Below are 22,360 nucleotides of genomic sequence, written 5' to 3' on the forward strand. Positions count from 1 at the left end.
GGGCCGCGGCCCTTTCGCATCTCCTCCCCGGGAGGACTCCGCCCGGCGGGGTCCCCCTTCTGCTCCGTACACCCCTCTTCCTGCAAGGCACCACCGTGTTCGACGCTGCCGTCTTCGGCTCCCTGTTCCTCACCCTCTTCGTCATCATGGATCCCCCCGGGATCACACCGATCTTCCTCGCGCTCACCTCCGGCCGCCCCGCCAAGGTGCAGCGCAAGATGGCCTGGCAGGCCGCTGCCGTCGCCCTCGGTGTGATCACCGTGTTCGGTCTGGTGGGCAACCAGATCCTGGCGTATCTGCACATCGACGTCCCCGCGCTGATGATCGCGGGCGGTCTGCTCCTCCTGCTCATCGCGCTCGACCTGCTCACCGGCAAGATGGAGGAGCCGAAGCAGACCAAGGACGTCAATGTGGCGCTGGTGCCGCTGGGCATGCCGCTGCTCGCCGGGCCCGGCGCGATCGTCCAGGTGATCCTGGCGGTCCAGAACCACGACACGTTCGGCGGACAGGTCGCGGTCTGGGCGGCGATCCTGGCGATGCACATCGTGCTCTGGCTGGTCATGCGGTACTCGCTGCTGATCATCCGGGTGATCAAGGACGGCGGCGTCGTCCTGGTGACCCGGCTGGCGGGCATGATGCTCTCCGCGCTCGCGGTGCAGCAGATCATCAACGGCGTCACCCAGGTGATCCAGGGCGCGTAACCCCCACCGGCCCAGCAAAAAGCGCCCCCGTGCACCGACGTTCGGTGCGGGGGCGCTTCGGCTTGCCGCGTAGGAGATCCTTACGCGTTACGAAGCCGAGCTTTCGGCCGGGCGGATGTAGATGCGCTGGCCGATTGCGGCGGCCTGCTGCACGATCCGGTTGACGGAGGCGGCGTCCACGACGGTGCTGTCCACGGCGGAGCCGTCGACGTCGTTGAGGCGCATGATTTCGAAGCGCATGGCTTCTCCCTTCGTCTGATCCTCCTGAAGGAGAACTACTGGTACTGGTGCGCGGGGGACTCAGCCCCGTTACGACTGGTACAACGGGTTGCCCTTGGCAAACATTCCCTACGCTAAGGAAATTTTTTCACGAACTAAATACTGGCAGGTAAGGCACCGGTTGTGTGGGGTCGCTCACGCCACCGAGAATGAGGGCAATGAGCGAACCAGGCGACATCCCAGGCATCTCCGACGGCCCGAGCGACCCGGCCGACCCGGGCGCGTCCACCGTGTCCGACATCGCCGTACGGCTGGAGCGCACCAACCAGCTGCTGCGGCGGATGCTGGCCGAGGTGGCGAAGACGCCCTCCACCCACGCGATCTTCGTGGACGCGGGCTATGTGTACGCGGCGGCGGGCCTCCTGGTCGCCGGGACGGAGGACCGGCGGTCCTTCGACCTCGACGCCGAGGGGCTGATCGAGGCCTTCATCGACAAGGCGCGCACGATCTTCGCGGACAGCCGGCTGCTCCGTGTGTACTGGTACGACGGCGCGCGCCGGCGCATCCACACCGCCGAGCAGCAGTCGATCGCCGAGCTGCCGGACGTGAAGGTGCGCCTCGGCAACCTCAACGCCAACAACCAGCAGAAGGGCGTCGACTCACTGATCCGCTCCGACCTGGAGTCCCTCGCCCGGCACCGCGCCATCAGCGACGCGGCGCTCATCGGCGGCGACGAGGACCTGGTCTCGGCGGTCGAGGCGGCGCAGGGGTACGGCGCGCGGGTCCACCTCTGGGGCATCGAGGCGGCGGAGGGGCGCAACCAGGCGGAGCCGCTGCTGTGGGAGGTCGACAGCCAGCGCACGTTCGACCTGGACTTCTGCAAGCCGTACGTCACCCGGCGGCCGGTGACGATGTACGAGGACAGCGGGCCCGCGCCGACGCGGGACGATGTGCGGTTCGTGGGGGCGCAGATCGCGGCGACGTGGCTGTCGGAGCGGGGGCGCGCGGCGCTGGCGCAGCTGCTCCCCGGGCACCCGTACCTGCCCGGCCCGGTGGACCAGGACCTCCTGGTCGAGGCGGAACGCCTGCTGCAGCGGTCGCTGCGGGGGCACGCGGATTTGCGGCGGGCGCTGCGGGACGGGTTTTGGCAGCACCTTCAGTCGCAGTACTGAGCGCTCGGTGGGGTGCCCGGACTTTGCCCGCGGGCCGGTGGGGGCTGGGCGCGGTCCCCAGCGCCCCTTCTTGGCCGGACTTCACCTTGCGGCCGGTGGGTGGCTGGTCGCGCAGTTCCCCGCGCCCCTGAACCCTCTGGATCCGCGGACCGTGCTGGGTTGCTCGCGCAGTTCCCCGCGCCCCTGAACCCTTTGGATCCGCGGACCGTGGGTGGTTCTCGCGCAGTTCCCCGCGCCCCTAAAAAGCCTGTGGCTGAGCTGGGTTCCCCGCGCCCCTGAACCCTTTGGATCCGCGGACCGTGGGTGGTTCTCGCGCAGTTCCCCGCGCCCCTAAAAAGCCTGTGGCTGAGCTGGGTTCTCCGGCTGCGGCGGACCCCCTGAGGGGCGCGGGGACGCCCCTGAACCCTCTGGATCCGCGGACCGTGCTGGGTTGCTCGCGCAGTTCCCCGCGCCCCTGAACCCTTTGGATCCGCGGACCGTGGGTGGTTCTCGCGCAGTTCCCCGCGCCCCTAAAAAGCCTGTGGCTGAGCTGGGTTCTCCGGCTGCGGCGGACCCCCTGAGGGGCGCGGGGAACTGCGCGGCCGGCCCCCACCGGCCGCAAGGTGGAGTCCGGGCCCAAAAGGGGCGCGAGCAACCGCCCGCCGGCCCGCAGGTGAGCTACGTGCTGCGCGCCGTCGCCGTCGCCCAGAAGTCCGTCAGGGCCCCCGCCAGCCGCGCGGGGTGCGAGACGTTGGGGGAGTGGCCCGCGCCCGCGATCACCGTGTGGCGCGCATCCGTGGAGCGCGCCAGCGCGGCCAGCTCGGACACGGTCCACACCGACTCCTCGTCCCCGTACGCGACGTGCAGCGGCACGGGCAGGGCGGCGATGTCCTCCGTGCGGTCCGGCTCCGTCCTCAACTGCCGCCCCGCGGCGATGAGTTGGCCCGGCCGGGTGTTGAACCACCGCTGCCGCAGGAACGCGGCGACATCCGGGGCGTCCGGCTCGTACGCGGGGTCACGGCTGTCCAGCCACCGAGTCGCCGCCCACACCACCGCCGGGGGCAGGACGGGCAGCGCGGCCCGCAGCAGCCGGATCTTGGCGCGCTGCTCCGGGCCGACGTGCCCCGGCCCGGACGACAGCAGGGTCAGCGAGCCGAAGGAGCGGGGGGAGAGGCGGACGGCCGCGCGGGCCACCAGACCGCCGAAGGAGTGGCCGACGAGGTGGACGGGCCCGTCGCCGAGCGCCGCCGCCTGGGCGACGGCGTCCTCGGCGAGGACGCGGGGGGTGTAGCCGGACGCGCCGCGCGGCCCGGGGCTCTCGTGCTGGCCCCGTCCGTCGACCGCCACAGCCCGGTACCCGGCCCGCGCGAGCGGCTCCAGGAGCGCGAGGAAGTCCTCCTTGCTCCCGGTGAAACCGGGCAGCAGCAGCGCGGTCCCGAGCGTGGGCCCGGCGGGCTCGCAGTCGAGCACGGCGAAGCGGCCGCGGGGCGTCTCCAGCGGGTACGCGCGCGTGCCGGAGGGCAGGGCCAGGGACCGGGGCTTGCTCATATGCCGAGCGTAACCGGGGTGCGCGGGCACCGGAGCGCCGCCCCGGGCGGCCGGGCCCGGACGCACTTCGGCCCGGCACCCCAGGGGGATGCCGGGCCGAAGAAGCGTGGTGCTTACGCCTCGGGCGCCGCGGTCTTACGGGCGCGGGTACGGCGGGGCTTGGGCTCCGCCGCCGCCTCGGGGGCGGCCTCCGCCGTCTTCTTCGCGCGCGTACGACGCGGCTTGGGCTCGACGGCGACGGACGCCTCGGGCTCGGCCGCGACGGCCTTCTTGCGCGAACGGGCCGGCTTGGCGGCGGCCTCCGCGGCCTTCGCCGCGGCGATCTCCAGGGCGGCGGACTCCGGGGTCATGAAGCCGACCTCGGCGACCGGCGCCACCTTGCGCGTACGCCGACGGGGCTTGACCGGCGCCTCGGCGACGACCGCCACGACCGGCTCCGCGACCTTGCGGGTGCGGCGGCGCGGGGCGGCCACCGGCTCGGCGACGGCGACGGCGGTCTCGGCGGCGGGCGCCGGGACGACGGGCGCCTCGGCGACGGCCGCGACGGCCTTGCGGGCCCGGGTGCGGCGCGGCTTGGGCTCGGCCTCCACCACGGTCTCCACCACGACCTCGGCGACCGGTGCGGCCACCGGCTCGGCGACGGCCACGGCCTCGGCGACCGGGGCCGCCTCCACCGGGGCCACGCCCACACGGGTGCGGCGACGGCGGCGCGGGGTGCGCGGCTCGGTCTCCTCGGCGGCCGGCTCCACGGCCACCGGCGCCTCGGCGCCCGCGTCGAGCGTCGAGCCACCACGGGTGCGGCGGCGCTGACGCGGCGTACGCGGCGCGCGCTCCTCGGTGGCGACCGGAGCGGCGGCGGCGGACTTGCGGCCGCGGCCGCCGGTCTCGCCCAGGTCCTCCAGCTCCTCCGCCGCCAGACCCGCACGGGTCCGCTCGGCGCGGGGCAGGATGCCCTTGGTGCCCGCCGGGATGCTCAGCTCCTCGAAGAGGTGCGCGGACGTCGAGTACGTCTCGACCGGGTCGTGGAACTTCAGGTCCAGCGCCTTGTTGATCAGCTGCCAGCGCGGGATGTCGTCCCAGTCGACCAGGGTGACGGCGGTGCCCTTGTTGCCCGCGCGGCCGGTGCGGCCGACGCGGTGCAGGAAGGTCTTCTCGTCCTCCGGCGACTGGTAGTTGATGACGTGCGTCACGCCCTCGACGTCGATGCCGCGGGCGGCGACGTCGGTGCAGACCAGCACGTCGACCTTGCCGTTGCGGAACGCGCGCAGCGCCTGCTCGCGGGCGCCCTGGCCGAGGTCGCCGTGGACCGCGCCGGAGGCGAAGCCGCGCTTGGCGAGCTGCTCGGCGATGTCGGCGGCCGTCCGCTTCGTACGGCAGAAGATCATCGCGAGTCCGCGGCCCTCGGCCTGCAGGATGCGCGAGACCATCTCCGGCTTGTCCATCGAGTGGGCGCGGAAGACGTGCTGCGAGATGTTGGCGACGGTCGCGCCCTCGTCGTCCGGCGCGGTGGCGCGGATGTGCGTGGGCTGCGACATGTAGCGACGGGCCAGGCCGATGACGGCGCCCGGCATGGTCGCCGAGAACAGCATCGTCTGGCGCTTGGCCGGAAGCAGGTTGATGATCTTCTCGACGTCGGGCAGGAAGCCCAGGTCGAGCATCTCGTCGGCCTCGTCCAGGACGAGCGCGCGGACGTGCGAGAGGTCCAGCTTGCGCTGGCCCGCCAGGTCGAGCAGCCGGCCGGGGGTGCCGACGATCACGTCGACGCCCTTCTTGAGCGCCTCGACCTGGGGCTCGTACGCACGGCCGCCGTAGATCGCGAGGACCCGGACGTTGCGCACCTTGCCGGCGGTCAGGAGGTCGTTGGTGACCTGCTGGCACAGCTCGCGGGTGGGCACGACGACGAGCGCCTGCGGGGTGTCGGTGAGCTGCTCGGGCTTGGCCCGGCCCGCCTCGACGTCCGCGGGGACGGTGATGCGCTCCAGGAGCGGCAGGCCGAAACCGAGGGTCTTGCCGGTGCCGGTCTTGGCCTGGCCGATGATGTCGGTGCCGGAGAGCGCTACGGGGAGCGTCATCTCCTGGATGGGGAACGGGGACACGATGCCGACGGCCTCAAGGGCCTCGGCGGTCTCGGGAAGGATGCCGAGATCTCGGAACGTAGTCAGGGTGCTGCCTCTTCTGTGAGACGCGGTACGGAGGCGAACGCGGCGGGTCGTACCGTGCCGGGTACATCCGGCCGGAGTCGGGAATCGACCGGGTCGGGTGGCGCGGGACCACTGCCGTCGCTCAAGCGCTCGTGCCGCTGAGGGTCCCTCATCTGCGGTTACGCACTGTCACGTGCCGCACTGGAGGGCTGTCGGGTCGGAGCCGACCGGGCGACCGACCGGGCATCCTCATTCATCAAGCCGCCCGCCGAATACATGATCCTCGGCAGGCTCATTACCACTGTACCCCGGATTCGCGCATGTGTGTTGGGCGAATTCCCGGGAACCGGCCGGGCGCTCTGGCTGACCAGGCCCTTCCTCCCCGCCGGGAGCGGGCTATTGTGCGCTGCATGGAGACGTCTGACAACGCCAACGCGGCCGGAACCGAAGCCGACGCGCCCGCCGCCGAACCCACCGGGATCGCCGCCCAGGACTGGGCCACGGCCTCCGCCGAGCCCCAGTACCGGGCCGCCGTGGTGGATCTGCTCGGCGCGCTCGCGTACGGCGAGCTGGCGGCCTTCGAGCGCCTGGCCGACGACGCCAAGCTGGCGCCCTCGCTCGCCGACAAGGCGGAGCTGGCGAAGATGGCCTCGGCCGAGTTCCACCACTTCGAGCGGCTGCGCGACCGCCTCGCGGAGATCGACGCGGAGCCCACCGCCGCGATGGAGCCGTTCGCCAAGGCGCTGGACGACTTCCACCACCAGACCGCGCCGTCGGACTGGCTGGAGGGCCTGGTCAAGGCGTACGTGGGTGACTCGATCGCCAGTGACTTCTACCGCGAGGTCGCGGCCCGGCTGGACGCGGACACCCGCGGCCTGGTGCTCGCGGTCCTCGACGACACCGGCCACGGCAACTTCGCGGTGGAGAAGGTGCGCGCCGCGATCGAGGCCGACCCCCGGCTCGGCGGCCGGCTCGCGCTGTGGGCGCGGCGGCTGATGGGCGAGGCCCTGTCGCAGGCCCAGCGCGTGGTCGCGGAGCGTGACGCGCTCTCGACGATGCTGGTCGGCGGCATGGCGGACGGCTTCGACCTGGCCGCGGTGGGCGAGATGTTCGCCCGGATCACCAAGGCCCACACCAAGCGCATGGCCGCGCTCGGCCTGGCCGCCTGACGGACGGTGTGACGTCGCCGCCTACGCCGCTGAGCGGCGCAGGCGGCCCCTCGGGCGCAGCAGCAGCGACAGTGCGACCACCGCGATGAACGTGGCGCCCACCACCGTCGTCACCGCGTGCCCCGGGCCGACCGCCGAGTGGGTCAGGAAGGCGCCGAACAGGGCGCCGAGCGAGCCCACCGCGAAAACGGTTCGGCGCTCGGGCAGACGGTGTGGCAGACGGGACGCGGCAGTCCAGGCGAGGGCGATTCCGAGCGTTACGGAGCCGAGCGCTTCCAGGAGCATGTACGTCCCCTCCCGCGGTGTGGCCAGGCGTATCAGGTCACAGCCCGTCCTACCCGACGCCGACGGAGCGCAATCCTCCACTCACCGTGTGGAGCACAGCACGGGCACAGGAAGCGCCCGCCCGGCGCACAGCGCCCGAAGAGGGCTCGGACGGCGCCCGCACAGCGCGAAAGGGAGCGGCCCGGCGGTCGATGACCGCCGGGCCGCTCCCTCTGCCACGCGTTCTACGGGCTACAGCTGGCCGAAGCCCACCCGGCGAACCGTCGGCTCGCCGATCTCCACGTACGCGATCCGGTCGGCCGGCACGAGGACCTTGCGGCCCTTGTCGTCCTGGAGGCTGAGCAGCTGCGCCTTGCCGGCGAGGGCGTCGGCAACGGCGCTCTCGACCTCTTCGGCGGACTGCCCGCTCTCCAGCACGATCTCCCGGGGTGCGTGCTGCACGCCGATCTTGACCTCCACGGCTATGTCCCTCCGACGGTCTGCGGTGCGCGGTCAGCCGCGCCGTACCCCGCACACATTAGCCCGGAGAGGGGACCCGGACGGGCGCGGCGCCGCACGCTAGGAGCGAACACCCGCACCCCGCAAGCGCTGTTCAGTGGCCTTCGGTGCCGTGCAGCGGGAAGCCCGCGATACCGCGCCAGGCCAGCGAGGTGAGCAGTTGCACCGCCTTCTCGCGGGGGATCGTCGACTCGCTGGAGAGCCAGTAGCGGGCGACCACCTGGGAGACCCCGCCGAGGCCGACGGCCAGCAGCATCGACTCGTCCTTGGACAGGCCGGTGTCCTCGGCGATGACGTCCGAGATGGCCTCGGCGCACTGGAGGCTGACCCGCTCGACGCGCTCGCGCACGGCGGGCTCGTTGGTCAGGTCGGACTCGAAGACGAGGCGGAAGGCGCCGCCCTCGTCCTCCACGTACGCGAAGTAGGCGTCCATGGTCGCGGCGACGCGCAGCTTGTTGTCGCTGGTGGAGGCGAGCGCGGTGCGCACGGCGTGGAGCAGTGCCTCGCAGTGCTGGTCGAGCAGGGCCAGGTACAGATCCAGCTTTCCGGGGAAGTGCTGGTAGAGGACCGGCTTGGAGACGCCGGCCCGCTCCGCGATGTCGTCCATCGCGGCCGAGTGGTAGCCCTGTGCGACGAAGACTTCCTGGGCCGCGCCCAGAAGCTGGTTGCGGCGGGCCCGGCGGGGCAGACGCGTGCCTCGCGGGCGCGCTGCCTCGGTCTGCTCGATGGCTGTCACGCCGCCTCCCAAAAATTGATCTCGTGCGCGAGTACGCGCGCCGCCATCGTACTTTTGGGTAACCCGGCTGTGCGCGGTGCGCACGCAGAATTTCACGGACCGGACGCGCTGGGTAGCTGGAGATACGCCCGGTTATCCGAACAAATCAGCGGTAGTCGTCCTCGTCGAGGGAGACGACCCGGGCCTGTTCGGCCACATCCGCCACGTTCGCCGCGTCCGGGTCGACATGGGTGAGTGGCTCGTCGTGGTCCTGCCGTACGTCGGTGTGCTGCTCGGCCGCGTCCGCTTCGGGTGTCTCCTCGTCGAGTTCCACCGCGTCGGGTTCTTCCTCGAACACTTCGGGATCACTGGGGTCGACGGGCATGATTGCTCCCTTTTGGAGGGCTTGGTTACGAGCCTATGGGCTAGCTCTGCGCACCGCTATGCGATCTGTGACGGCGAACACATGAACCACGGTGTGATCGTCTCGTAACATTGCCGCATGTCTTCGACCGAGCTGCCGGAAACCCTTGCCGCCGCTGTCGCCCCGGTACCCCGGGTGGGCGCGGTCCGGGTGGCGGACGGTGAAGAGCTGCGCTCGGTGAGTCTGCCCGGACTGACGCTGAACATCCGTACCCGTCCGAGTACGAGACCCGGACTCGACCCGGCGCTGTTCGTGCACGGGCTCGGCGGCTCCTCGCAGAACTGGTCCGGCCTGATGCCGCTGCTCGCGGAGAAGGTGGACTGCGAGGCCGTGGACCTGCCCGGCTTCGGGGACTCCGCGCCGCCGGACGACGGCGACTACTCGGTCACCGGCCACGCGCGCGCGGTGATCCGGCTGCTCGACGCCGAAGGGCGCGGGCCCGTCCACCTCTTCGGGAACTCGCTGGGTGGCGCCGTCGTCACCCGGGTCGCGGCGGTCCGCCCGGACCTGGTGCGCACCCTCACCCTGGTCTCGCCCGCGCTCCCCGAGATCCGCGCCCAGCGCACCGCCTGGCCGACCGCCCTGCTCGCGGTGCCGGGCGTGGCCTCGCTGTTCACGCGGATGACCAAGGACTGGACGGCCGAGGACCGTACCCGCGGAGTGATGGCCCTCTGCTACGGCGACCCGGGCCGGGTGAGCCCCGAGGCCTTCCGGGCCGCGGTCGAGGAGATGGAGCGCCGCCTCCGGCTGCCGTACTTCTGGGACGCGATGACCCGCTCGGCGCGGGGCGTCGTCGACGCGTACACCCTGGGCGGGCAGCACGGGCTCTGGCGGCAGGCCGAGCGGGTGCTCGCCCCGACGCTGCTGGTGTACGGCGGCCGGGACCAGCTCGTCGGGTTCCGGATGGCCCGCAGAGCGGCCGCGGCGTTCCGCGGGTCGAGACTGCTGACCCTGCCCGACGCCGGGCACGTGGCGATGATGGAGTACCCGGAGGTGGTCGCGCAGGCCTTCCGGGACCTGGTCGACGACTGCGGAAACAGGAGCTGATCCGGGGCGTGGGACGACACAGCCGACCCAAGGGCGCACCCGGGGGCACTCCCGAGGCCACCCGCGCCGCCGACACCACCGGGCACATGCCCGTGGTGGAGGGCGTACAGCAGGCGGGCGGACGCCGCCGCGCCGACGGCCCGCCGACCGGCCAGGTACCGAGGATCCGCCCCGTCCAGGGCGGCCCCGCCGCCCAGCACCAGGGCGGCGCCACCCCCGCGCACGGCGTGCACCAGGTGCGCGGCGGCCACCCCGAGCACCACGAGGGCGGGGGCGGCTGGGGCGAGCCCGCCGCGCCGCACCCCGGCGACCGGTACGGCTCCCCGGCCCCGGCCGGGCCCGGTCCCGGTGTCCGAATACCGGGACCCCGGCGCGAGTACATGGACGCCTTCGACGGCGCCGAGTGGACGGACACCGGCGCGCACCGAATGTCCGGTCCGACGGACACCGGTACCTACCGCCCGGCCGGGCCGACGGACACCGGCTCGTACCCGAGGGTCGCGCCCACGGACACCGGCACCCACCGCCGGGTCTCCCCGGTCGACACCGGCTCGCATCGCAGGGTGGACCCGACGGACACGGGCTCCCACCGCCGGATGGTCGTGGCCGACACCGGTGCGCAGCGCAGGATCGTTCCCGCGCCCTCCGTGTCGCGGCCGGTCCCCGCCCCCGAGCGGGTCGAGCCGGAACCCGAGCAGAAGACCGTCAAGAAGGGGAAGTCCGCCAAGGGCCGCACCCTCACCGGGATAGCGGCGGCGGCCGTCACCACCGTGCTCGCGGTCGCGGTGGCCGGTCAGGTCACCTCCGACGGCGGCCACCGGACCGGCGCGCAGTCGGCCGACGACGACGCCCGGGGCGGCTCGGACGGCCCCGCCTCCCGCTCCAAGGGCCGGTCGACGCCCCAGCAGGCGGCCCCGGCCAAGCCCGCCACGTACGAGCAGAAGATGGCGCTGCAGTACCCGATCGACCCGAAGCTGAAGGGGTCCGGCTCGTTCGAGGCCGTGCCCGGTTTCGCGGCGGCCCCGGGCAAGGGGCGCAAGTACCGCTACCGGGTGGACATCGAGAAGGGCCTCGACCTGGACGGCGCCCTCTTCGCCGAGGCCGTGCAGAAGACCCTCAACGACGACCGCAGCTGGTCGCACGACGGGGCGAAGACCTTCGAGCGCATCTCCTCCGGCAAGCCCGACTTCGTCGTCACGCTGGCCAGCCCCGGCACCACCGGGGTCTGGTGCGCCAAGTCGGAGCTGGACGTCACCGAGGAGAACGTCTCCTGCGACTCGGCCGTGACCGAGCGCGTGATGATCAACGCGTTCCGCTGGGCGCAGGGCTCGGAGACGTTCGGCGCCCAGGCGATGTACGCCTACCGGCAGATGCTCATCAACCACGAAGTGGGACACCGGCTCGGCCACGGACATGTGAGCTGTCGCACTCCGGGGGCGCTCGCCCCGGTGATGCAGCAGCAGACCAAGTCCTTGGACATAGACGGGATCAAGTGCCGTCCCAACGCCTGGCCCTTCCCGACTGGTTGAGACCAGTCCGACCCCGCTGTCCACAGTGTGGGACAACCGTCTCAATCTCGGTTGACAGTGGACAGCGGGGCTTTGCATAGTTCTCGGCATGCCGCACCGCCCCTTCACCCCCGCACGCGCCGCCATCGAGCTGGCGCTGATCGGCGTGACCGGGCTCTGCGTTGCCGACATTCACTGTTGCTGACGCCCACTCGCGCGCAGTTTCCTTCCACTTGCGCCCGGGTACTTCCGTCTTTGCTCATCCGCGCGGGCGCAGCACTCCCTCTTGTTCGAAGACCATGACGTCGTCATGGGCCGAGGCAGACGCCCGCGTCCCTTTTGCCCTTGTCCGGCAGTCACCCGAGAGGTCTTCATTCCGATGCGTCAGATGTCCGGAAACGTCGCAAGAGCGGCAGCGATAGCCGTGGTTCTCGCCGTGGGCGCCGTCGCCTGCGGCCCCGACGACAGCGGCGCCAAGAACGCCGGCGGCAGCTCGGACGCCAAGCCCGCCAAGGGCGGCACCCTCTCCGTCCTCAACAACGAGCCGCAGACCGACTTCGACCCGGCGCGGCTCTACACCTCCGGCGGCGGAAACGTTCCGTCCCTGGTGTTCCGTACGCTCACCACGCGCAACCGCGAGGCCGGCGCCGAGGGCACCAAGGTCGTCCCGGACCTCGCCACCGACACCGGCAAGCCCAACGCCGACGCCACGGTGTGGACGTACACCCTCAAGGACGGCCTCAAGTACGAGGACGGCACGGCCATCACGACGGCCGACATCAAGTACGGCATCGAGCGGTCCTTCGCGGCCGAGCTCTCCGGCGGCGCGCCCTACCTGCGCGACTGGCTGGTCGGCGGCGACAAGTACGAGGGTCCCTACAAGGACGGCGGCAAGGGCCTCGCCTCCATCGAGACGCCCGACGCCAAGACCATCGTCTTCCATCTGAACAAGCCCGAGGGCGAGTTCCCGTACCTGGCGACCCAGACCCAGTTCGCGCCGGTCCCCAAGGCCAAGGACACCGGCACCAAGTACGAGTCGCACCCGGTCTCCTCCGGCCCGTACAAGGTCGTCAAGAACGAGAACGACGGCGAGCACCTGGTCCTGGAGCGCAACCCCCACTGGTCCGAGGCCACCGACGCCGAGCGCAAGGCGTACCCGGACAGCATCGACGTGCGCTCCGGGCTCGACGCCTCCGTCGTCAACCAGCGCCTCTCCGCCTCCCAGGGGCCGGACTCGGCCGCCGTCACCACCGACACCAACCTCGGCCCCGCCGAGCTCTCCAAGATCGGCGGCGACAAGGCGCTCGCCGCGCGCGTGGGCACCGGGCACTTCGGCTACACCAACTACATCGGCTTCAACCCGAAGGTGAAGCCGTTCGACGACCCGAAGGTGCGCCAGGCCATCGCGTACGCGGTGGACCGCAGCTCGGTCGTCAACGCGGTCGGCGGCTCCTCGCTCGCCGAGCCCGCCACCACCTTCCTGCCCAACCAGAAGGCGTTCGGCTACACCGAGTTCGACCACTTCCCGGCGGGCGCCTCCGGCAACGCGGCCAAGGCCAAGGAGCTCCTGAAGGAGGCGGGCCACGCGGACGGTCTCACCGTCACGCTGACCCACACCAACGCCAAGGGCGGCCCCAAGGGCCCCGAGGTGGCGACCGCCCTCCAGGACGCCCTGAAGAAGGCCGGGATCACGGTCAAGCTCCAGGGCCTGGAGGCCAACGACTACAACGACACCATCCAGAGCGTGGACAAGGAGCCCGGCTTCTTCCTGCGCGGCTGGGGCGCGGACTGGCCGTCCGGCGGCCCGTTCCTCGCGCCGATCTTCGACGGCCGCCAGATCGTCAAGGGCGGCGCCAACTTCAACACCGGCTTCCTGGACGACCCGGCGGTCAACAAGGAGGTCGACGAGATCAACAAGCTGACCGACCTCGCGGCGGCCGCGCCGCGCTGGGGCGCCCTGGACAAGAAGATCGGTGAGCAGGCCGTCGTGGTCCCGCTCTTCCACCCGGTCTACAAGCGCCTGGTCGGCAAGGACATCAAGAACGTCGTCATCAGCGACTGGACCGGTGTGCTCGACATCTCCCAGGTCGCGGTCAAGTAGCCATGAGTGAGGCCTTGTTGGCCTCGGAGGCGGGAGCGGCCCAGGTGGCCGCTTCTGGCGGCGGCTGCGCGCCCAGCGCGCCGTGACCGTCGCCGCCGTCGTCTTCGCGCTGCTCGTGCTCGTCGCGCTCGCCGCGCCGCTGCTCACCGCCCTGGAGGGGCAGGACCCCAACGCCTTCCACCCGGCCCTGGTCGACTCGGCCGCCGGCGGCGTGCCCAAGGGTTCGTTCGGCGGGATCAGCGGCGACCACTGGCTCGGCGTGGAGCCCCAGACCGGCCGCGACCTGTTCGCACGGCTCGTCTACGGAGCCCGGGTCTCGCTCGGCGTCGCCTTCATCGCCACCCTGGTGCAGGTGTTCATCGGGGTGAGCCTCGGTCTGCTCGCCGCGCTCGGCGGGCGCTGGGCCGACCAGGTCATCAGCCGGTTCACCGACGTGGTGGTGGCGCTGCCGCTGCTCGTCATCGGACTCGGTCTGATCGCGATCGTGCCCGACTCGGTGCCGCGCCCGGTGCTGATCACCTTCGTCATCTCCGTCGTCGGCTGGTCCGGCACCTCCAAGATCGTGCGCTCCTCGGCGCTCAGCCTCAAGTCGCTCGACTACGTCTCGGCGGCCCGGCTCAGCGGCTGGGGCCGCCTCGCGATCGCCCGGCGCGAGCTGCTGCCCGCGCTGGCCGCGCCCGTCATCACCTACGGAGTGCTGCTCGTCCCCGCCAACGTCTCCATCGAGGCGGCCCTCTCCTTCCTCGGCGTCGGCATCAAGCCGCCCACCCCGTCGTGGGGGCAGATGCTCACCGAGGCCAACACCTGGTACCAGTCGGCGCCCACGTATCTGCTGCTGCCGGCCGGCTTCCTGTTCGTCACCGTGCTCTCGCTCACCGTCGTCGGGGAGGGCGTGCGCACCGCGCTCGACCCGAGGGCCGCCTCCCGGCTCAAGGTCGGCGTCAAGTCCCGCAAGGGCGCCAAGTCCCCCAAGGAGGCCTCGAAGTGACGGGCTTTCTGCTGCGGCGGCTCGCGGGCGCGGTCTTCGTGCTGCTCGCCCTCTCCGTCGTCGTCTACCTCGTCTTCTACGCCGCTCCCGGCAACGTCGCCCAGATCGTCTGCGGCGAGCGCTGCTCCCCGGCCCAGGTGGCCCAGGTGCACGACCGCCTCCAGCTCGGCGACCCGATCCACGTGCAGTACGGGCACTTCCTCCAGGGGCTCTTCGCCGGCCGGGACTTCTCCTCCGGCGTCGGCGTCGTCCACTGCGACGCGCCGTGCCTGGGCCTGTCCTACCGCCAGGACTCGCCGGTCACCGACATCCTCGTGAACAAGCTGCCCGTCACCGGCTCGCTGGTGATCGGCGCGTTCGTGCTGTGGATCCTGCTCGGCGTCGGCACCGGACTGCTCTCCGCGTGGAAGCGCGGCGGCGCCGTCGAGCGGACGCTGACCGGGCTCACCCTCGTCGGCTTCTCCACCCCGGTCTTCGTGATCGGCCTGGTACTGATCATCGTCTTCTGCTCGACGCTCGGCTGGCTGCCGTTCCCGCAGTACACACCCTTCTCGGACAACCCCGAGCAGTGGTTCTGGGGACTGCTGCTGCCGTGGATCTCGCTGGCGCTGATCGAGAGCGCCAAGTACGCGCGCCTGGTGCGCAGCTCGATGCTGGAGACCCTCGCCGAGGACCATGTGCGCACCTTCCGGGCGTACGGGCTCACCGAGCGGGCCATCGTCGGCAAGCACGCCCTGCGCGGCGCGGTCGCCCCCGTCATCGCGCTGAGCGCGCTGGACGCGGGCTCCATGTTCGGCGGCGCCGTGCTCACCGAGTCGCTCTTCGGCATCCAGGGCATCGGCAAGCTCCTGGTGGACTCGGTCCGCCAGGTCGACCTGCCCGTCGTGGTCGGCGTCGTCATGACGACCGGATTCTTCGTCGTACTGGCCAATGCCCTCGCGGACGCGCTGTACGCGATGGCGGACCGACGGGTGGTGCTGTCATGACCGAGCGGCAGACGGAGGGCTCCGCGCAGCCGGTGTCCGCTCCCCGGGGCTCCGCTCCGCTGGTGGAGGTCACCGACCTCGCCATCGCCTTCGGTGAGACCCGGGCCGTCGACGGGCTCTCCTTCAGCCTGGCGCCCGGCGCCGCGCTCGGCGTGGTCGGCGAGTCCGGCTCCGGCAAGAGCGCCTCCGCGTACGCCCTGCTCGGCCTGCACCGGGGCACCGGCGCCCAGGTCGAGGGGAGCGTGCGGGTCGCGGGCACCGACGTCCAGAACGCCTCCGACGCCGAACTGCGGCGGCTGCGCGGGGGAGTGGCGGCGATGGTCTTCCAGGACCCGCTCTCCTCGCTCGACCCGTACTACGCCATCGGCGACCAGATCGCCGAGGTGTACCGGGTGCACCGGGGCGGCTCCCGGCGGGCGGCACGCGCGCGTGCCGTCGAGGTGCTCGACCGCGTCGGCATCCCGGACGCGGCCCGCAAGGCGCGCTCGCGCCCGCACGAGTTCTCCGGCGGAATGCGCCAGCGCGCGCTCATCGCGATGGCGCTCGCCTGCGAGCCCAAGCTCCTGATAGCGGATGAGCCGACCACCGCCCTCGACGTCACCGTCCAGGCCCAGATCCTCGACCTGCTGCACGGGCTGCGCCAGGAGACCGGGATGGGGCTGCTGCTGGTCACCCACGACGTGGGCGTCGCGGCGGAGAGCGTCGACGACGTCCTGGTCATGCGGCAGGGGCGCGCGGTGGAGCGCGGGCCGGTACGGGACGTGCTGGGCGCGCCGAAGGCCGCCTACACCAAGGAGCTGCTGTCGGCGGTGCCGCGCCTCGACGTGGCCAAGCCCGCCGCCTCCGCCGCCGGTGAGCCGCTGCTCGAAGCCCGTGACCTGCGCAAGGTGTTCGGGCGCGGCAAGTCGGCGTTCACCGCCGTCGACGGTGTCTCGCTCACCGTGCGGCGCGGCGAGACCCTCGGCGTGGTCGGCGAGAGCGGCAGCGGCAAGACGACGCTGGGCCGGATGCTGGTGGGCCTGCTCGACACCACCTCCGGCACGATCCGGCGCGACGGCACGGCCGTCCAGATGGTCTTCCAGGACCCGGTCGCCTCGCTCAACCCGAGGCGCTCGATCGGCGAGTCGGTGGCCGACCCGCTGCGCGCCTCGGGCGTACGGGACGACAAGCGCATCCGCGCGCGCGTGGGCGAGCTCCTGGAGCGGGTCGGCCTCGACCCGGACCGCTACGACCGCTACCCGCACGAGTTCAGCGGGGGCCAGCGCCAGCGCGTCGGCATCGCCCGGGCGCTCGCGGCCGAACCGCAGCTGATCGTCTGCGACGAGCCGGTCTCCGCGCTCGATGTGACCACCCAGGCCCATGTCACCGAGCTCCTGGCCGAGTTGCAGCGCGAACTCGGGCTCGGGCTCGTCTTCATCGCGCACGACCTCGCCGTCGTACGGCAGGTCAGCGACCGGGTCGCGGTGATGCGCCGGGGCCGGATCGTGGAGGAGGGCGCGGTGGACGAGGTGTACGGATCGCCCGAGGACCCGTACACGCGGCAGCTCCTGGCCGCCGTGCCGACCGTCGACCCGGTGCTCGCCGCGGTGCGCAGGGCCGCCCGCAAGGAGCTGCGGGAGCAGCTGCGGGAGCAGAACCGCGACGAGGTGGCCGTGGCCTGACGCTCCGTTACTCTCCCGCCCCGTAGCGCGACGGAACGCGACCGGGGTGGGAAAGTTACGTGCATTCACCCCTTCCGGTGGCGCGATGGACAACCGTCCATCGCGCCACCGTCGTATCCGCTTACGTTCATCCCGCTGCGAGTCGCCGGAGCAACGGCGGCCGCCCACCAGGGAGATCGGGGGTGCGTACATGCGGATCGGACTGCTCACCGACGGCGGCTATCCGTACACGACCGGCGAGTCCAGGCTGTGGTGCGACCGGCTCGTGCGCGGGCTCGCGCGGCACGAGTTCGACATATACGCGCTGAGCCGCACGGCGGCCCAGGAGGAACGCGGCTGGGTGGCCCTGCCGCCCCAGGTCCGCCGGGTGCGCACGGCCCCGCTGTGGGCGGCGGAGGAGCCGGGGCGCTTTCCCGAGAGCGCTCAGGGGAGCCGCCGTCTCGGCCGCCGCGAGCGACACCGCTTCGCCACCTGCTTCCGCGAACTGGCGGGCGCGATCTGTATGGCGGGACCGGGCGGGGCGGACGGCGACGGCGGGCTGCCCGGCGCGCCCGCGAAGCGCGCGCGGGCCGGAGTTCCGGCCCGGGAAGGCCTGTTGGGAGGCGTGCCCGGACAGCGGCCGGGCGGCAGCGGAGCGCCTGCCGACGGGCGGGTCGCCGGTCGCGCCTGCGACCCGGACGCCCTCACCGTCGCCTTCGACGCCGTCGCGACGGGCGTGCCCGGCGGCGCCCCCACGGGCGGCCCGTCGCGGTTCGCGGACGCGCTGTACGGACTGGCCGACCTGGCCAGGGAGTGCGGCGGGCTGTCCGCCGCCCTGCGCTCCGAGACGGCCGTGCGGGTCCTGGAGGCCGCCTGCCGCACCCCCGGAGCGAGCCGCGCGGTGCAGGCCGCGCGCGTCCCCGACTACCTGGCCTTCGCCGACCTGCTGGAGCGCGCCCTGCGCCCCCTCTCGCTCGACTGGTACGACGCGGCGGGCCTCGGCGACGTCGACCTCTGCCATGCGGCCGGAGGCGGCTCCGCCGCCCTCCCGGGGCTGCTGGCCAAACGCTTCTTCGGCGTTCCGCTGCTGGTCACCGAGTACGGGGTGCAGCTGCGCGCGCAGTACCTCGCGGCGGGCGACGCGCGCGTCCCGGTGCGGGCGCTGATGGCCGCGTTCCACCGGCGGCTCGCCGCCGAGGTGTACGAACGGGCCGCGCTCATCACCCCCGGCAACACCCACACCCGCCGCTGGCAGGAGAAGTGCGGCGCCGACCGCGCCAAGCTGCGCACGGTGTACCCGGGCATGGCCGCCGACCGCTTCCAGACGGTGGGCGAGGACACCGGCGCGGGCGACCCCACCACGCTGGTCTGGGTCGGCCGCATCGACCCGACGAAGGACCTCATCGCCCTGCTGCACGCCTTCGCGGAGGTCCGGCGCGCGGAACCGGACGCCCGGCTGCGGATCTTCTACGCGGGCCAGGCGTCGGGAGCCGCCCCGGGGACGCACCTGCACGGGCCGGGGCCCGGGTGGTACGGCGACGCGCCGCACGGGCCGGGGCCCGGGTGGTACGGCGACGCGCCGGGCGGGGGGCGCGACGCGGGTGCGGCGGGTCCGGCCGACCGTGACGGTGACGTCTGGACGAGTTCACCGGGCGCTCCCGCCCGCTGCTGCTCGGCGCGGTCGCCGTGTTCCTGGCCGCGCTCACCGCCGTCCTGCTGACGGGCCGACTCGCTTACGGCCACGGCTCGTTCGCGTCCGCCGCCGCACCCGGGGCGCTGCTCTTCCTGGCACGGCTGCTCGTCCTGCACGGCTTCGCACCGGCCGCCACCGCCGCACTGCGGGCGGCGGCCTGCGCCGAGGCGGCCGCCCTCGCCCTGGTGCTCGCCGGCCGGCTGCCGGGCTGCGACGCCCTCGCCCGCCCGGTGACCGCCGCCGTCGAGGCGGGCGGCGCGGGCGCCGTCCCGGCCGCGATCTGCGGCGCCGCCGCCCTCGCCCTGCTCGCCCGGGCCACCGCGGTCCTCGCCCGCGCCTCGGCCCACTCCGTACGCCCATCGACCCCCGAACAGCACTACACGCATTGACGCGCACTGATGCCCGAAGGAGAACGAGACACATGACCGCCCTGCCCCCGGCCTCCTGCCGACCGCACGGAAAGGCCGTGCGATGAGGGTGCTACTGCTCGGTGCCAACGGATATCTGGGCCGTTTCGTCGCCGACCGCCTGCTCGCCGACCCGGCCGTCCAGCTCACCGCGCTCGGGCGCGGCGACGACGCCGACGTACGGTTCGACCTCGCCTCCGGCAGCCCGGGAGCCCTCACCCGCTTCCTGGACGCCGTCCACCCCGGGGTCGTGATCAACTGCGCCGGTGCCACCCGCGGCGGTGCCCGCGAGCTGACCCGGCACAACACGGTCGCCGTCGCCACCGTCTGCGAGGCCCTGCGCCGCAGCGGCTGCGGCGCCCGCCTCGTCCAGCTCGGCTGCGCCTCCGAATACGGGCCCTCCCAGCCGGGGTCCTCCACCGCCGAGGACGCCGTGCCGCGCCCCGGCGGCCCGTACGGCGTGAGCAAGCTCGCCGGGACCGAGCTGGTCCTCGGCTCCGGCCTGGACGCCATCGTGCTGCGGGTCTTCTCGCCGGTCGGGCCCGGCACCCCCGCCGGATCCCCGCTCGGCCGCCTCGCCGAGGCGATGCGCCGGGCCATGCAGTCCGGCGACGGAGAGCTCAAACTCGCGGGGCTCGGAGTGCAGCGCGACTTCGTCGACGTCCGTGACGTGGCCCGCGCCGTGCACGCCGCCTCCCTCTCGGCCGCCCAGGGCGTCGTCAACATCGGGACCGGCCGCTCGGTGAAGCTGCGCGACGCGGCCGCCGTCCTCGCCCGGGTCGCCGGGTACGGCGGCGCGCTGCACGAGCTGGACGCCGGACCCGGCCTGCGGCCGGGAGTCATCGGCGCCCCCCGCCCGTCCGCCGACGCCGTCCTGGAACATCTGGCGGCGTCCCCGGCCCCGTACCCCGACGGCTGCGGCAGCTGGCAGCAGGCCGACGTCCGCACCGCGCGCGACAGGCTCGGCTGGCGGCCCCGGATCAACCTGGAGGAGTCCCTGGCGGACATCTGGATGGAGGCGGCGTGCCGCATCTGACCACCACCGGCGCCCCGCGCGCGGCGACCTCGGGGCGGCTCGGGTTCGGCGTCCCCGGCTGTGCGCACCCCCTGGTCGCCCCGGTCGAATGGGCCGAGCTGACCCGGCCCGGCACCCCGCTGCACTGGGCGGTCCTGAACGTCGCGGACGGCCCGGGCAGCCGGCCCGACCCGCACTGCCTGGAGGCCGCCGGAAAGCTGCGCAACGCCGGCATCCGCGTGCTCGGCCACCTCGACACCGCGTACGGGACCCGCTCCCTCGGGGAGCAGATCTCCGACGCGCACCGCTTCCTGGACTGGTACCGCGTCGACGGCTTCCTCCTGGACCGCTGTCCCACGGACCGGGACGCGTTGCCCGAGGTGCGGCGCACGCTGTCGACCCTGCGGGCCCTGCGCGAGGGCGCCCATCTGGTCCTCGGCCAGGGCGCCCACCCGTACCCGGGCTACGCGGAGACCGCCGACCAGTTGGTCACCTTCACCGGCCCGTGGAGCGAGTACCGGTGGTCCCAGGTGGCCGAGTGGACCGCCGACTTCCCGGCGGAGCGCTTCTGCCACTTCGTCCACGGGGTGCCCCGCAGCCACCTCGACGAGGCCCTGCGGATCGCCCGCTGGCAGGGCGCGGGCACGATCTACTTCACCGACCGGGGCGACGGCGGAGGACAAATGAACCCATTCGAGACACTGCCCGGTTACTGGGACGAAATCGTCTCGCGGATCGGACCAGGTATCTCGGAATGAGAATCCGCGTGGCAGTGTTACGGGAAGAACAACCGTACTGACATACCGACCGACGGAGATTCCGTGTCGCTGCCACCCTTGGTCGAGCCGGCTGCCGAGCTCACCGTAGACGAGGTCCGCAGGTACTCGCGCCACCTGATCATTCCCGATGTCGGGATGGACGGGCAGAAGCGGCTGAAGAACGCCAAGGTGCTGTGCGTGGGCGCCGGCGGCCTCGGCTCGCCGGCCCTGATGTACCTGGCCGCCGCCGGTGTCGGCACGCTCGGCATCGTCGAGTTCGACGAGGTCGACGAGTCGAACCTGCAGCGCCAGATCATCCACAGCCAGGCCGACATCGGCCGCTCCAAGGCCGAGTCCGCCAAGGACTCGGTGCTGGGGATCAACCCGTACGTGAACGTGGTCCTGCACGAAGAGCGGCTCGAAGCCGAGAACGTGATGGACATCTTCAGCCAGTACGACCTGATCGTCGACGGCACGGACAACTTCGCCACCCGCTACCTCGTCAACGACGCGTGCGTGCTGCTGGACAAGCCGTACGTGTGGGGCTCGATCTACCGGTTCGACGGCCAGGCCTCGGTCTTCTGGTCCGAGTACGGCCCCTGCTACCGCTGCCTCTACCCGGAGCCCCCGCCGCCGGGCATGGTCCCCTCCTGCGCCGAGGGCGGCGTCCTGGGCGTGCTCTGCGCGTCCATCGGCTCCATCCAGGTCACCGAGGCGATCAAGGTCCTGGCGGGCGTCGGCGACCCGCTGGTCGGCCGACTGATGATCTACGACGCCCTGGAGATGCAGTACCGCCAGGTGAAGGTCCGCAAGGACCCGAACTGCGCGATCTGCGGCGAGAACCCGACCGTCACCGAGCTCATCGACTACGAGGCCTTCTGCGGCGTCGTGTCCGAGGAGGCCCAGGAGGCGGCGCTCGGCTCGACCATCACTCCCAAGCAGCTCAAGGAGTGGATCGACGCCGACGAGAAGATCGAGATCATCGACGTCCGCGAGCCGAACGAGTACGAGATCGTCTCCATCCCGGGCGCCAAGCTGATCCCGAAGAACGAGTTCCTGATGGGCAACGCCCTCCAGGACCTGCCGCAGGACAAGCGCATCGTGCTGCACTGCAAGACGGGCGTCCGCTCGGCCGAGGTGCTCGCGGTCCTGAAGTCCGCGGGCTTCGCGGACGCGGTCCACGTCGGTGGCGGAGTGATCGGCTGGGTCCACCAGATCGAGCCGGAGAAGCCCGTCTACTGATGCCGGTCCCGGGCCGCAGGACATTTGTCCTGCGGGACCCGGGACGGCCGTCTCTGCCGTGGCCGGTGCCCCCTGAGCGAAGCTCTTTCCTGTCAGCGGGAGAGCGCACGCGAAGGGGGCACTG

Annotated in this window: 20 protein-coding genes and 2 pseudogenes; 15 read left to right on the forward strand and 7 right to left on the reverse strand. The window is 72.4% G+C overall.

Going from position 1 to position 22,360, the window contains the following annotated elements:
• Positions 1-95: 95 nt before the first annotated feature.
• Complete coding sequence (locus A8W25_RS21380; protein WP_067163725.1) at positions 96-701, forward strand: MarC family protein; 606 nt, start codon at positions 96-98, stop codon at positions 699-701.
• Positions 702-788: 87 nt separating this feature from the next.
• On the opposite strand, the gene A8W25_RS34480 is transcribed toward A8W25_RS21380, so the two are convergent.
• A complete protein-coding gene (locus tag A8W25_RS34480; protein ID WP_199831786.1) occupies positions 789-941 on the reverse strand; it encodes a hypothetical protein in 153 nt (50 codons plus the stop codon).
• 197 nt (positions 942-1,138) lie between these two features.
• On the opposite strand from A8W25_RS34480, the gene A8W25_RS21385 reads away from it, so the two are divergent.
• A complete protein-coding gene (locus A8W25_RS21385; RefSeq protein WP_067163727.1) occupies positions 1,139-2,092 on the forward strand; it encodes an NYN domain-containing protein in 954 nt (317 codons plus the stop codon).
• A gap of 657 nt (positions 2,093-2,749) precedes the next feature.
• Here the strand turns inward: A8W25_RS21385 and A8W25_RS21390 are convergent.
• Complete coding sequence (locus tag A8W25_RS21390; protein WP_067163728.1) at positions 2,750-3,619, reverse strand: alpha/beta fold hydrolase; 870 nt, start codon at positions 3,617-3,619, stop codon at positions 2,750-2,752.
• Between the two features lie 113 nt (positions 3,620-3,732).
• Positions 3,733-5,691 (reverse strand): DEAD/DEAH box helicase, encoded by a 1,959-nt coding sequence (locus A8W25_RS21395; RefSeq protein ID WP_234386519.1) that lies wholly within the window; start codon positions 5,689-5,691, stop codon positions 3,733-3,735.
• A 479-nt stretch (positions 5,692-6,170) separates the two neighbouring features.
• On the opposite strand from A8W25_RS21395, the gene A8W25_RS21400 reads away from it, so the two are divergent.
• Positions 6,171-6,929 carry a ferritin-like fold-containing protein gene (locus tag A8W25_RS21400; protein WP_067163732.1) on the forward strand — a complete coding sequence of 253 codons (759 nt, stop codon included), beginning with the start codon at positions 6,171-6,173 and terminating at the stop codon, positions 6,927-6,929.
• A 21-nt stretch (positions 6,930-6,950) separates the two neighbouring features.
• Here the strand turns inward: A8W25_RS21400 and A8W25_RS21405 are convergent, their stop codons facing one another.
• From A8W25_RS21405 to A8W25_RS21420, 4 genes are all read right to left on the reverse strand, one after another.
• Positions 6,951-7,214, reverse strand: a complete 264-nt coding sequence (locus A8W25_RS21405) for a hypothetical protein (RefSeq protein ID WP_067163734.1) — start codon at positions 7,212-7,214, stop codon at positions 6,951-6,953.
• 231 nt (positions 7,215-7,445) lie between these two features.
• Positions 7,446-7,673: a DUF3107 domain-containing protein gene (locus A8W25_RS21410; RefSeq protein ID WP_067163735.1), complete on the reverse strand. Its 228-nt coding sequence runs from the start codon at positions 7,671-7,673 to the stop codon at positions 7,446-7,448.
• Between the two features lie 133 nt (positions 7,674-7,806).
• Complete coding sequence (locus A8W25_RS21415) at positions 7,807-8,448, reverse strand: TetR/AcrR family transcriptional regulator (RefSeq protein WP_067163737.1); 642 nt, start codon at positions 8,446-8,448, stop codon at positions 7,807-7,809.
• A gap of 145 nt (positions 8,449-8,593) precedes the next feature.
• On the reverse strand, positions 8,594-8,812 hold the full coding sequence (locus A8W25_RS21420) for a hypothetical protein (protein ID WP_067163739.1): 219 nt from the start codon (positions 8,810-8,812) through the stop codon (positions 8,594-8,596).
• A 117-nt stretch (positions 8,813-8,929) separates the two neighbouring features.
• Here A8W25_RS21420 and A8W25_RS21425 point away from each other — a divergent pair, with 117 nt between their 5' ends.
• From A8W25_RS21425 to moeZ, 12 genes and pseudogenes are all read left to right on the forward strand, one after another.
• A complete protein-coding gene (locus A8W25_RS21425; protein WP_067163741.1) occupies positions 8,930-9,898 on the forward strand; it encodes an alpha/beta fold hydrolase in 969 nt (322 codons plus the stop codon).
• Between the two features lie 86 nt (positions 9,899-9,984).
• Positions 9,985-11,427 (forward strand): DUF3152 domain-containing protein, encoded by a 1,443-nt coding sequence (locus A8W25_RS21430; RefSeq protein ID WP_079126305.1) that lies wholly within the window; start codon positions 9,985-9,987, stop codon positions 11,425-11,427.
• 88 nt (positions 11,428-11,515) lie between these two features.
• Entirely contained in the window at positions 11,516-11,611 is a 96-nt protein-coding gene (locus A8W25_RS35615; protein ID WP_324616262.1) for an Ms4533A family Cys-rich leader peptide, read from the forward strand.
• A 174-nt stretch (positions 11,612-11,785) separates the two neighbouring features.
• Positions 11,786-13,507, forward strand: a complete 1,722-nt coding sequence (locus A8W25_RS21435) for an ABC transporter substrate-binding protein (RefSeq protein WP_067163744.1) — start codon at positions 11,786-11,788, stop codon at positions 13,505-13,507.
• A gap of 2 nt (positions 13,508-13,509) precedes the next feature.
• Positions 13,510-14,495: pseudogene (locus A8W25_RS21440) on the forward strand (ABC transporter permease).
• Positions 14,492-15,481, forward strand: coding sequence for an ABC transporter permease (locus tag A8W25_RS21445; protein WP_067163746.1), 990 nt, complete (start codon positions 14,492-14,494; stop codon positions 15,479-15,481). Before A8W25_RS21440 ends, A8W25_RS21445 begins: the two are co-directional and overlap by 4 nt.
• Complete coding sequence (locus A8W25_RS21450; RefSeq protein WP_079126228.1) at positions 15,478-17,142, forward strand: dipeptide ABC transporter ATP-binding protein; 1,665 nt, start codon at positions 15,478-15,480, stop codon at positions 17,140-17,142. The genes A8W25_RS21445 and A8W25_RS21450 overlap by 4 nt, the downstream gene beginning before the upstream one ends.
• A 190-nt stretch (positions 17,143-17,332) precedes the next feature.
• Positions 17,333-18,631: pseudogene (locus tag A8W25_RS32740) on the forward strand (DUF3492 domain-containing protein); the annotation flags it as partial.
• Between the two features lie 176 nt (positions 18,632-18,807).
• The gene (locus A8W25_RS21460; RefSeq protein WP_067163748.1) at positions 18,808-19,203 is read left to right on the forward strand and encodes a hypothetical protein; all 396 of its coding nucleotides are present in this window, start codon (positions 18,808-18,810) and stop codon (positions 19,201-19,203) included.
• Between the two features lie 82 nt (positions 19,204-19,285).
• Complete coding sequence (locus A8W25_RS21465; protein WP_067163749.1) at positions 19,286-20,257, forward strand: NAD-dependent epimerase/dehydratase family protein; 972 nt, start codon at positions 19,286-19,288, stop codon at positions 20,255-20,257.
• Positions 20,245-20,994 (forward strand): spherulation-specific family 4 protein, encoded by a 750-nt coding sequence (locus A8W25_RS21470; protein WP_067163751.1) that lies wholly within the window; start codon positions 20,245-20,247, stop codon positions 20,992-20,994. The genes A8W25_RS21465 and A8W25_RS21470 overlap by 13 nt, the downstream gene beginning before the upstream one ends.
• 63 nt (positions 20,995-21,057) lie before the next feature.
• Positions 21,058-22,236, forward strand: a complete 1,179-nt coding sequence (gene moeZ, locus A8W25_RS21475; RefSeq protein ID WP_067163753.1) for an adenylyltransferase/sulfurtransferase MoeZ — start codon at positions 21,058-21,060, stop codon at positions 22,234-22,236.
• Positions 22,237-22,360 lie beyond the last annotated feature (124 nt).

It is taken from the genome of Streptomyces sp. ERV7 (genome assembly GCF_001653515.1).
Lineage (GTDB): Bacteria > Actinomycetota > Actinomycetes > Streptomycetales > Streptomycetaceae > Streptomyces.